This window comes from Arthrobacter alpinus (assembly GCF_001445575.1).
Taxonomy (GTDB): Bacteria; Actinomycetota; Actinomycetes; order Actinomycetales; family Micrococcaceae; genus Specibacter; species Specibacter alpinus_C.
This window is the reverse complement of record NZ_CP013200.1, coordinates 2328552-2340169: the sequence shown is the minus strand read 5'-3', so window position 1 is coordinate 2340169 and position 11618 is coordinate 2328552. Positions and strand designations below refer to the sequence as shown.

General features: G+C 61.8%; 10 protein-coding genes. 2 read left to right on the top strand and 8 right to left on the bottom strand.

From position 1 onward, the window contains the following. The first annotated feature begins 4 nt into the window (after positions 1-4). Entirely contained in the window at positions 5-685 is a 681-nt protein-coding gene (locus AS189_RS10285; protein ID WP_062288355.1) for a GNAT family N-acetyltransferase, read from the top strand. Positions 686-771: 86 nt separating this feature from the next. Here AS189_RS10285 and AS189_RS10280 read toward each other — a convergent pair whose 3' ends face one another. The 8 genes from AS189_RS10280 to AS189_RS10245 all read right to left on the bottom strand — a co-directional run bounded on the left by AS189_RS10280 (position 772) and on the right by AS189_RS10245 (position 10830). Then, complete coding sequence (locus tag AS189_RS10280; protein WP_160320821.1) at positions 772-1677, bottom strand: dihydrodipicolinate synthase family protein; 906 nt, start codon at positions 1675-1677, stop codon at positions 772-774. 145 nt (positions 1678-1822) lie between these two features. Continuing rightward, on the bottom strand, positions 1823-2725 hold the full coding sequence (gene pdxS / locus AS189_RS10275; RefSeq protein WP_062293397.1) for a pyridoxal 5'-phosphate synthase lyase subunit PdxS: 903 nt from the start codon (positions 2723-2725) through the stop codon (positions 1823-1825). Positions 2726-2834: 109 nt separating this feature from the next. Continuing rightward, positions 2835-3461, bottom strand: coding sequence for a phosphatidylinositol phosphate synthase (gene pgsA / locus AS189_RS10270; protein WP_062288346.1), 627 nt, complete (start codon positions 3459-3461; stop codon positions 2835-2837). Next, positions 3461-4039 carry an HIT family protein gene (locus AS189_RS10265; RefSeq protein ID WP_062288343.1) on the bottom strand — a complete coding sequence of 193 codons (579 nt, stop codon included), beginning with the start codon at positions 4037-4039 and terminating at the stop codon, positions 3461-3463. The genes pgsA and AS189_RS10265 overlap by 1 nt, the downstream gene beginning before the upstream one ends. Further along, positions 4036-6042, bottom strand: a complete 2007-nt coding sequence (gene thrS / locus AS189_RS10260; RefSeq protein ID WP_374953419.1) for a threonine--tRNA ligase — start codon at positions 6040-6042, stop codon at positions 4036-4038. The genes AS189_RS10265 and thrS overlap by 4 nt, the downstream gene beginning before the upstream one ends. 158 nt (positions 6043-6200) lie before the next feature. Beyond that, entirely contained in the window at positions 6201-6821 is a 621-nt protein-coding gene (locus AS189_RS10255; RefSeq protein ID WP_062288337.1) for a LysE/ArgO family amino acid transporter, read from the bottom strand. A 165-nt stretch (positions 6822-6986) separates the two neighbouring features. Then, positions 6987-10421 carry a DNA polymerase III subunit alpha gene (locus AS189_RS10250; protein WP_237759815.1) on the bottom strand — a complete coding sequence of 1145 codons (3435 nt, stop codon included), beginning with the start codon at positions 10419-10421 and terminating at the stop codon, positions 6987-6989. After that, a complete protein-coding gene (locus AS189_RS10245; protein WP_062288334.1) occupies positions 10405-10830 on the bottom strand; it encodes a hypothetical protein in 426 nt (141 codons plus the stop codon). The genes AS189_RS10250 and AS189_RS10245 overlap by 17 nt, the downstream gene beginning before the upstream one ends. A 275-nt stretch (positions 10831-11105) precedes the next feature. On the opposite strand from AS189_RS10245, the gene AS189_RS10240 reads away from it, so the two are divergent. Continuing rightward, the gene (locus tag AS189_RS10240; RefSeq protein ID WP_062288332.1) at positions 11106-11612 is read left to right on the top strand and encodes a GNAT family N-acetyltransferase; all 507 of its coding nucleotides are present in this window, start codon (positions 11106-11108) and stop codon (positions 11610-11612) included. Positions 11613-11618: the final 6 nt, after the last annotated feature.

Sequence of the window (11618 nt, the reverse complement as noted above, 5' to 3'; positions counted from 1 at the left end):
TCCCATGGTGACACTTGCAGATTGCCAACGAACACAGCACGCCTGGTTCCGTGCCCTGGCCGAGGCCACGGGCGGTCGGGCTTTTTCCACGCATCGCATGGACTGGGTGTGGCTTCCGGAAACCCGTGAAATGTTGTGCATGTTCCCTCAGGAAATTACCGACGCCGGCCTGCAGCCGGCCTTGGCCGAGGCCGAACGTCGCGGCGCCACCGCAGTAGGTATTTGGATGAACGCGGCCGTGCGGGAGGGGATCTTGCCGGCGTACCGTTTTGAGCGTGGCTGGCAGCCCTGGTGGATGACCCGCGCCCTCGATGTAGAAAGCGTAGTGGCAGCCAGTGAGGTATCCGATGGCCGAGTGGAGTTGACCTGTCTCGCGGACGATCAAGTGTGGCTGGCTACTGCCCGCGACGAGGAGAACTGGGCGGGACGCTCTTACGGGTTTTTGCCGCCGAACCAACTGGGTGGAAAACACCTGGCGGGCATCTTTGACATGGTGGTGGATCCCGACCATCGCCGTACCGGGCTCGGTACTGCCCTGCTCAATGCATTGTCCGAGGCGGCGTTCAACGCTGGGGCTGAGCATTTGCTGCTCAACGCAACGCCGGACGGTCAACGGCTTTACCGCAACCGCGGCTTCGAGCTCATTGGCAAAGGCCAGACGTGGTGGTTCCACCCGCCGCAGTAGCCCCTTCCGACGCCGCACCACTTTACGGCCGTTTATGAGCAACGCTGCACCACTTTATGGCTCTTTCCCAACGCTCGCGCAGCTGGCTAGCCGTTAGTTGCGGCGCTTAGCTGCCAGGTTTCCTCCAGAGTGGCGGCGGCAAAGGGTCCCCGGGGCGCAGCCGTCGGAACGCCGATGACATTGGACAGGGCGTGGAGTGCGCCGATGGCGTGAGGCAAGCCAGCCAGGGCGTGCGCAATGGCCTGCAACCGCGCCAAGCTGGCACCCTGCGGCGCCCCTGCCTGGGCGAGTCGCCACACCTTGATGTACTCACCCGGCAGCATCCCGGCCAGGCCACTGTGCCAGGCATCAACATCTGGGCGTTCGTCCAGCAACTGCACATCGGCGCTGAGTCCAATGGAAAAGTTCGGCCCGACGGCCGCCCTGAGCTCGCCAACGCGGCCCGCGACATCCTCGCGCCGCATGGTGTCCTTAACCGCGCGTAGGTGGGTATTGCTTGCCAAATAGGCAAGGGTTACGGGGCTGACATCAAATTGCGTCTGCAGCGGTTTGTTGTAAAAGCAGATCGGCAAGGTCGTTGCTTCAGAGACTGCCAGGAATAGCGCACGAACTTCCGTATCCGAAAGCGGCAAATAAGAAAACGGGGCTAGCAGTACACCGGAGGCTCCAGCACTCTCAGCATCCTGCGCCAGACGTACCACCTCGAGTGTGGACGGGGCGCTCACCGCCGCATACACGGGCATGGTTGATTCCCGCAAACCTTCCGAGGTACCTACCATGGCTGCTGACTCCACGGCAGTTTGCACCACTGCTTGCCGTTCACCCCTGTCAAAAGTCACCCCCGCACCAGAAGTGGCGAGCACGCACACCCCTGATATGCCCGCGAAAGACGCGTTGCGCACGAGGTGAGCGAGAGACGCTAAGTCGAGTTCGTCGTCGTCCCTCAGGGGCGTGATGGGGTAGGCCAGAAGGCCGGCGAAGGGCAGCGTCATGGTGTCAATCTTGGCTGGGAGGAGCCAGGAACACAAACGGTTGAGGGAGAACAGAATCTCCCTCAACCGTTTGCACGCCAGCGACGCCGTAAAGTGGTGCGGCGTCGCGAAAAACACGCCGTAAAGTGGTGCGGCGTTGGAGGGGTTACCAGCCGCGCTCGGCCAGGCGGTGCGGCTCGGGGATGTCGGCCACGTTGATGCCCACCATGGCTTCGCCGAGCCCACGGGAGACATTGGCAATCACGGAGGGATCGTCGAAGAACGTGGTGGCCTTGACCACGGCTGCCGCGCGCTGGGCCGGGTTACCGGACTTGAAGATACCGGAGCCAACAAATACGCCGTCGGCGCCAAGCTGCATCATCATGGCAGCGTCAGCCGGGGTAGCGATGCCACCAGCGGTGAAGAGCACAACGGGGAGCTTGCCGGCCTCGGCAACTTCCTTCACGAGCTCGTACGGCGCCTGCAATTCCTTGGCGGCAACATACAGTTCGTCCTTGGGCAGTGCTGCCAGCTGGGCGATCTGCGTGCGGATCTTGCGCATGTGGCCCGTGGCGTTGGAGACATCGCCGGTGCCGGCTTCACCCTTGGAACGGATCATGGCAGCACCCTCATTGATGCGGCGCAGGGCCTCACCGAGGTTGGTGGCGCCACAGACGAAGGGAACCTTGAAGTTCCACTTATCAATGTGGTGCTCGTAATCTGCCGGGGTCAGCACCTCGGACTCATCCACGAAGTCCACGCCGAGGGACTCCAAAACCTGTGCCTCAACGAAGTGGCCAATACGGGCCTTGGCCATGACGGGGATAGACACCGCGGCGATGATGGCGTCAATCATGTCCGGATCGCTGGCGCGTGAGACGCCACCCTGTGCACGAATATCGGCGGGGACCCGCTCGAGTGCCATGACGGCTACGGCGCCGGCATCTTCGGCGATCTTGGCCTGCTCAACGTTGACCACGTCCATGATGACGCCGCCCTTGAGCATGTCGGCCATGCCGCGCTTGACCCGGCTGCTGCCGGTCACAGGTGTTACCTCAGGTGTAGACACAAAAAACCCCTCTGGGAAGGAACGGAAATAGTTCACGAACCCGCAAACGTGACATGCTTCACGGGTGCGGCCAGTCTATTCCGGCCCCCAGAGGGGATAAAAACAAGTGTTACTGTCCGTGCGACGCAACCGCGTCCATGGCCTGACGCCGGACGGTTCCCATCCTCTGGAACACCGTCACCAGGCTGGCGATGGCTAGCAGGACAAGGACGACGGCGAGCACGGCTTCGGGGATCCCGAGGCCTACCAGCCCGGTCGCCACCAGGACCACCACGAGCCGGTCTGAGCGCTCGGCAATGCCCACATTGGCGGTCATCCCCAACCCTTCGGCACGGGCCTTGGCGTAGGAGACGATGGAGCCCAGCACCAGGCACGTCAGCGCCATGGCTGCGATGAAGTGGTTGTTACCACCGGTGTAGAACCAAACCACGATGCCGGCAAAGACCGCCCCGTCACCTACCCGGTCAAGGGTGGAATCCAGAAACGCTCCCCAGTTGCCTTTGCGCCCAATCATCCTGGCCATGAGCCCGTCAACGATGTCGGAGAACACAAAGACGGTGATGACCACGGTCCCCCAGAACAGCTGGCCGAGCGGATAGCCGATCAAAGCGCCCGCAGCAACACCCAAGGTGCCAATGATGGTCACGGCGTCGGGTGAGACCTTCAGCCGCACCAGCAGTGACGCGATGGGGGTGAAGATAGCGGCGAAAAGTGCCCGAGCATACTTGTTGAGCATTACTGTCCTAGGTCCGTGTTATTCCAGGCATCAGCCACTTGCGCGCGGACATCACCGAGGGTTTGGGTGATGGCCTTGGTGCCGGCAATGATGGGCAGGAAGTTTACGTCCCCGCCCCATCGCGGAATAATATGCTGATGCAAGTGCGCGGAAATACCGGCACCGCCTGTGACACCCTGGTTCATGCCCAGGTTAAACCCTGAGGGGTTTGAGACTGCGCGCAGCACCCGCATCGCCTTCTGCGAGAGGGCCGCGAATTCCGCCGTCTCCTCGAGGGTCAGGTCCGTGTAGTCGGGTACGTGCCGGTAGGGGCACACCAAGATATGCCCCGGGTTGTACGGAAACAGATTCAAGATCACAAAAGCAAGCTCGCCGCGGTGCACAATGAGCGATTCTTCATCGCTGCGTTCGGGCGCCTCGCAGAACGGGCAGTCATGTTTACCGGTGACCTGCTCCTGCCCGCCTTTGACATAGGCGAGCCGGTGGGGCGTCCAGAGTCGTTGGAAGGCGTCCGGAACCCCGGGGAGTTCAAAATCATCGACAACAACGGGCTGTGACGCCCCACCTAGTTCACTCACGCCGTACGGTTCCGAACTGCTTCAACAATGCGGCGGACGGCCTCTTCAACGGCCACGCCATTGTCCTGGCTGCCGTCACGGAAGCGGAAGGACACTGCGTTGGCATCGGCGTCGTCACCGCCGGCGATCAGCACGAACGGGATCTTGTCCTTGCTGGCCGTACGGATCTTCTTCGGGAAGCGGTCGCTGGAGATGTCCACCTCGGCACGGATGCCAGCCTTCTTCAGCTGCGCGACGACGTCGAACATGTAATCGTTGAACGCCTCAGCCACGGGGATGGCCACGACCTGGACCGGGGACAGCCACGCCGGGAAAGCGCCGGCGTAGTGCTCGGTCAGCACGCCCATGAAACGCTCCACGGAGCCGAACAATGCGCGGTGGATCATCACAGGGCGCTGGCGTGTGCCATCGGCAGCCTGGAATTCAAGCTCAAAACGCTCGGGCAGGTTGAAGTCCAGCTGGATGGTGGACATCTGCCAGGTGCGGCCCAGCGCATCCTTGGCCTGCACGGAGATCTTGGGACCGTAGAACGCTGCGCCACCGGGGTCGGCGACCAGTTTCAGACCGGATTCAGTGGCAACTTCTTCCAGGGTGCGGGTAGCTTCTTCCCAGACGTCATCGTCACCGACAAACTTTTCCGGATCCTTGGTGGAAAGTTCCAGGTAGAAGTCCTCCAGTCCGTAGTCCTTCAGAAGAGACAGCACAAAGTTCAGCGTCTCGGTGAGCTCCTCCTTCATCTGATCTTTGGTGCAATAGATGTGAGCGTCGTCCTGGGTCATGCCGCGCACACGTGTCAGACCATGAACCACGCCGGACTTCTCGTAGCGGTACACCGAACCGAATTCGAACAGGCGCAACGGCAGTTCACGGTAGGAGCGTCCGCGGGAGCGGAAGACCAGGTTGTGCATGGGGCAGTTCATGGGCTTGAGGTAGTAATCCTGGCCGGGCTTGCGCACCGTGCCGTCCTCGTTCAGCTCAGCATCAACATGCATGGGAGGGAACATGCCATCGCGGTACCAGTCAAGGTGCCCGGAGACCTCATACAGGTTGGCCTTGGTGATGTGCGGGGTGTACACAAAGTCGTAGCCGGCCTCCACATGGCGCTGGCGGGAGTAATCTTCCATCTCCTTGCGGATGATGCCGCCCTTGGGGTGGAAGATCGGCAGACCCGAGCCCAACTCGTCGGGGAAGGAGAACAGGTCCAGTTCCACACCGAGCTTGCGGTGATCGCGGCGCTCGGCTTCGGCAATGCGTTCCTGGTACGCCTTCAGGGCGTCCTTGGTGGGCCATGCCGTGCCGTAGATGCGCTGCAGCTGCTGGTTTTTCTGGTTTCCCAGCCAGTAGGCGGCGGAGGTGCGGGTCAGTGCGAAGGCGTTGGAGATCAGCTTCGTGTTGGGCAGGTGCGGGCCGCGGCACAGATCGCACCAGATTTCTTCCCCGCTCTTGCGATCAATGTTGGAGTAGATGGTGATGTCTCCGGCACCAACCTCGACGTTGACGCCTTCGGCGGCGTCAGCCACGTCGTCGTTCTTCTTGCCCAACAGCTCCAGCTTGTACGGCTCATTGGCCATGGCCACGCGGGCCTCGTCCTCGGAGACAACGCGGCGAGCGAACTTCTGGTTCTGGTTGACGATCTTGAGCATCATCTTCTCAAGGGTCTTCAGGTCTTCGGGCGTGAAGGGCTCGGCCACATCAAAATCGAAGTAGAAACCGTCGGTGATGTACGGGCCAATGCCGAGCTTGGCGTCCGGGCGCAACGCTTGCACGGCCTGAGCCATAACATGGGCGGTGGAGTGACGGAGCACATCCAGACCGTCGGGGGAATCAATGGTGACCGATTCCACAGCGGCGCCGTCTTCCAATACGGCGGCAAGATCCTTCAAAACTTCATCGACGCGCATGACAACAACGTCGCGGCGTTCAAAGAACAGCTCCGCTCCGGTGGTGCCTGTGGCCACCGTAGTCGTCTCGCCGTCGACATTAATGGTGATCTGTGAATCCACTGGCACTGGTAACTCCTTGTTTGTCATGTATGGCCCCATATCCAAGCAACATACGGGGGTTGCTGTGGGCCTCTTCGATGGTATCGGTTTGCCGGGGCAGCAACCAACCCGGGCTTCTCCTCGGCAGGGGAACCCAACCGTCCTGCCTGGGTTTCTGATCAGCCCCGGGCCAGCATGGTCACACCCAGTACCACCATGACCGCAGCTGTCCCAGCATCCAGCAATTGCCACGCCTGCGGTTTGGCAAATATGGGGCGCAACACTGCTGCGCCGTACCCCAGCGCCGTGAACCAGAGCAGACTGGCGCCAAAGGCCCCTAGCCCAAAACCCCAGCGCATCTGTCCGTGGACGCTGGCCAGGGAACCCAGGAGCAGCACGGTGTCCAGATACACGTGGGGATTCAGCCACGTCACAGCCAACACCGCGAGCAGAACAGCCTTTGTGGTGAGGGCAGTTCCGCGGCTGGGATGCAGTCCGCCCCTGGCCCGCAGACAACGCCTTCCCGCCAGGGCGGCGTAGACAAAGAGGTATCCGGCCCCGCCAAACCGGGCTGCGGCTTCCATTGCTGGCACAGCCCGCAGCACTTGGCCAACCCCTGCAACGCCCACTGCAATGAGGACCACATCACTGAGCAGGCACACCAAGACCACCAGGCCAACGTGGTCGCCGTGGAGCCCCTGCCGCAGCACAAACGCACTCTGCGCACCGATCGCTATGATCAGTGCCAGCCCTGTGCCCAACCCTGCAAGTGCTGCTGCCAAGAACTCAGTGGTCTGCATCTGCCGGCTTCCGTGTAACGGCTGCGGTCCGTCAGCTGAGGCCAATTGGAGACTGCGCCAGCACCGGAGATGGTTGAGACCTTAACTCATACCTCAGTATGCATGTCCCGGCCGTGCTTGGCATCAGTGCTGGCACCGATTTATGCCAAAATTTTCGGCGGGTCGCTAGCCGGTCACCAAGGGCACGCGCGGCAGTGGCAGCGAGGCTGTGTCCTGCAGGTCCCAGGCCTCCAGCGCCTGCACCGTGATGCCGCGCGGTCCCGTGCGCCGGGTCAGCCCCCGGATCAGCAGCATCCGGGTGCCAAAGAGTAAGGGGCCTGACTTCTCCTGCGCCTCGGTAAAGAAGGTGCTGTCCACGCAGCCTGTGCCGTCGTCAATGCTGATGAACACCACCCGCTTGCCACCCCTCATGGGCGGGGTTTGGGTGGCCACCCGCACCCCGGCCACCAACACTTCGCTGTTATTGCGCAGTCCCAGGAGCGCCTCTGCGCGGCTCACGCCGAGGCGGTCCAGCAGCGGAGCATAACTTTCCATGAGGTGGCCGCTGACATCCAGGGACAGCAAGTCCAGCTCCGTGGCCACGGTTTCGGCCAGCCCGGCCTCGGGGTGTTCGGCTGCGAGCGCAGCCAGTTCTATATCCTCCATGGGTAGTGCCAGCTGCCCGAGGAGAGGTTCTTTGCGTTTGCTTCCATGGTGCGCTGGCAGGCTGTTGACGTGGGCTACCAGGTCTGCGCGGTTAGCCGTGTTTGAGGTGTGGCTTTTGGCTTGGTGGTGCAGTGAGTCCAGGGCGCCCAGCTGGGCGAGCCGCTTCAGGGTTGGCCGGCTGAGTCTGGCCCGGTCGCGCAGCTCCGCCAAGGAGTTGTAGGGCTGGCCGGCCAAGATGCGTTTCAGTTCCGTGGCGGAGAGTCCGTAGACCCCGGCGAGGCTCAGCCGGACGCCCGTCTTCCTTGGGCTCCCGTCCCCTGCATCCGTGCGTTCGGCGTGGTACTCGCCGGCGCTGGCGTTGATGTCCAGGGGCAGGATGGGGATGCCCATGCGCCGAGCTTCGGCAACGAGTAGGCGGCGCGGGTACATGCCAGGATCGTGTTCCCAGAGTCCTGCCATGAATTCTGCCGGGTGATGAGCCTTGAGCCAGGCCGATTGGTAGGTGGGTACGGCAAAGGCTGCCCCATGGGCTTTGCAGAACCCGAAGCTCCCAAAGGCGGCCAGGGTCCCCCACACCTCCTCAATGACGGCGGTGGTGTAACCCTTTGCCGTTGCCTTGTCTCTAAAGTACTTCTCCATGGCCGGTTCGACGGCGGGGTTCCCCAGCCCGCGCCGGAATTCGTCGGCTCGGGACAGGGTGCAGCCAGTCATGGTGGCGAAGGTGCGCAGTACCTGTTCATGAAACACCGTCACCCCGTGTGTTTCCGACAAGGCCGGGATGAGGTCCGGGTGGGCGTAGTGCGGTTTGGCGAACCCTGCCCGGCTTTCCAGAAAGGGCTTGACCATGTTGGATTTCATGGGCCCGGGGCGGAACAGGGAAATGTCAATGACGAGGTCGCTGAACTCGGTGGGGGCCATCTTGCCTACTAGCTCCCGCTGACCCGGCGATTCAATCTGGAAGCACCCCAGCGTGTGGGTGCTGCGGATCAGCTCAAAGGTGGGTTCGTCGTCGAGCGGTACGGCGTCAAGGTCAATGGCCCCGCCCTCCCCTATGAACGGCGCATCCGCAGCGTGACCGCCGTCGGCCGCTACAGACTCACGTGAGGGGTGCAACTTGATGATCTCCCGCACCGCATGGGCCATGGCGCTCTGCATGCGCACGCCTAGGACATCGAGCTTGAGCATGCCCATGGCGTCCATGTCGTGCTTGTCGAACTGACTCATGGGAAGGCCCATGCCGCTGGGCTGCACGGGGGTGCGGTTCAGCAGGGTGGAATCACCAAGGATCACTCCGCACGGATGCATGGAGATGTGTCGAGGCAAGCTATCCAGCCGTTGCGTAATATCCACCAGGAGGTCCAACTGTGGTGCGGGCCCATCATCACCATCAGTGGCATAACGGGACTGGTTCACATGGGCTGCCAGCTCACGCAGTTCCGGCTTTTCCTCCAGCGCCTCCCGGAAGGAGCCGGCGGAGAAACGCCACAGCTGCTTGGCGATCTGATCAATCTCACCCTTCTCAACACCTAACGCCAGGCCCGCATCCCGCACGGCGCCCCGAGCCCGGTAACTGTTTTGCATACTCATCAGGGTCACCCGCTTGGCTCCGAAGCGCTCAAAGATGGCCCGGTACACGTTGTGCCGCTGTGCGCTTTCCACGTCCAGGTCAATATCGGGCAGGGTAGCCCTGTCATTGGAGAGGAACCGTTCAAAGAGGAGATCGTTGGCCAGAGGGTCCACCGCGCTGATCCCGAGTAAGTAATTGACTAACGACGACGCACCGGAGCCTCGTGCGGCTCGGCGCACCCCCATGGTGCGGATCATTTCCGAGACCTCGGCCACGGTGAGAAAGTACGATTCAAAGCCAAGATTCGAGATGGTGGCCAGCTCTACTGACAACCTGTCCTTTGCTTTTTCCAGCTTGCTGCCCGAAAAGCTGGAAAAGCGTTGGAGCAGAGCTGACTCCGTGCGCTGTTGCAATTCCTGGCGGGCGGGTTGCAACAGGCCAAGCACATCGCTTTCCGGGGTGCGTGGCTGCTTCCAGCCCAGATCCGTTGGTGGATCCAGCCGGCACTTATCCGCCAGCTGTGCCGTGTTGGCCCAGAGTTGCTGGAGCCCGGAGGTGCCGTAGCCTCCGTAGTCCGCAATGTCCCGCAGCACTTTCTCCATCTCGGAGGAACTTTTCAACCATGCCTGCCCCGTGGGTTGCAGGTCAGCCAGTTGATCCAGGGGGGCAATGTTTCTGGCGGCATCCAGGACATCAGCCACAGGCGCGTCCTCGGGTCCTGCATAGCGGACGGCGTTACTCAACACCGCCGGCACATCAAATTCATGCGCCAACTTCACCATGCGCACAGCGTGGGTGGTGCTCAGCGGTGCTGCGGGGGTGTTTAAGTGGCTGGTAATTTCCGCCACGAGGGAACCCGCGGGCATGGCTTCGCGCCACTGCATGAATTTGCTCCGGGGAAGCAAATATCTGCGACTCTCCATGGCCCGGCCCACAGGAGAATGCGGACCAAGTAGCACTGTCAGCACAGGATGCCCGGACGCTGGGTCAACGACGCCCTGGGCCAGCTGCGCCAGGGTCAGTCCCACAGGCCGCTTGGGCTGATTGTGCGCCAGAGAGATCAGCCGGCACAACGCCCCATAGCCTGCGCCAGGATGCCCAGCGGCCCCGCCATGGGCCAAAACCACAACCCTTCCGGCGACTACCGGGCCGCGCTCTCCTTCTTCCACAACAGCTAGATCAACCCCGAGGATCGGATCAATACCGGCGGCCATGCACGCCTTCACATGCTTGATTGCCCCATACAGCCCGTCCCTGTCGGTGATGGCCAGGGCATCGGCGCCGTCAGCTGCGGCCGCTTGAGCCAAATCTTCGGGCCATGACACACCGTAGTGGGCGCTGAAGGCCGTGGCGGCATGCAAGTGAATGAAGTTACGCACTGTCTTCACGCTCCACAGCGTCTACCTCCAACGGTTCCGTCTCCTGAAACTGTTCCGGGCACTCGGTTTCCTGGACTTCTGGCTCAGCGGATTCGGGCTCAGCTTCGGTGAATTCGCGCTCCACCCGGGGGTGAACCTTAATGACTCGCCAGCGCAGGCTGGGCCGGTACAGCAGCACGTCCATGGTTAAGATCCCGGGTTCGCCCTCACGAACCACCTGCAAGCGCCAGATTTGAGTGTCCACATACCCCACGCCTTCGCCCGGGCGCAGGCTCGTATGGTCCTGCCACCACGGGCGGCGCTGATACCAGCTCTGGGGTTTAGCAACAATCTCGTGGCACAGCCCGCGCCACCACATCCGCACAGGCTCCCCTTCAGGGGAACATTCCATGGTGACGGACTCAGTAAAGGTGCCCATGTGCGCACTCCAATCTCCACCCGACAAGGACAACCATGAGCACTCTTCAGGGCAGACACAATTTATTAGAACATATATTCGAACCTGATTTCAGTGTACGCTCAATTTCACGCGGCACCCATCCGCCACCTTGGGAAAAAACGCAAGAGCGGGCACAAAAGCTGTGCACAAAACGTTATGTAGATGGCTGAGAACGCCTCTTGCGTCTAGCATGGCCTTATGGCGACCGGCTGAGTCCTACCCGCAGGCGCCACCACAACTTAAAGGAGCGTTCCATGACTGACATGGTCACCCTCATCGCCAAAACCACACCACTTGAACGGGAGCTCAAAACAGCATCCCGCACAGTGCAGGAAACCGACATCACCCGTCTCGGCGAACTCTATTTCACCGCTTACGACACAGGCGTTGCTGCCGAGTCACTGGAAGCCGCCATGGCTGACATGCGGGCATCGTACGCCGGCAAATACGGCGAGTTGCTCCCCGATGCTTCCCACGTTGCCTTGGATGAGGACGGCAAGATTGTCGCCGCCGTGCTCGTCGTGGAGCATGCCCTGGGCAATGACACCCCGGATGCCCCCTTCATCATTGAGCTGATCACCGACCGCGAGCACCGCCGTCGCGGCTTGGCGGAGGATTTGGTCTTGGCCACGCTGGACACCCTGTTCAACAATGGCCACAAGGACGTTGCCCTGCGGGTTGAAGCCAACAACTCCGCAGCCCTGGCCCTGTACCTCTCACTAGATTTCCACCGCTGGTCCCCCGAAGAAGAAGAAGACTAAAAGGGC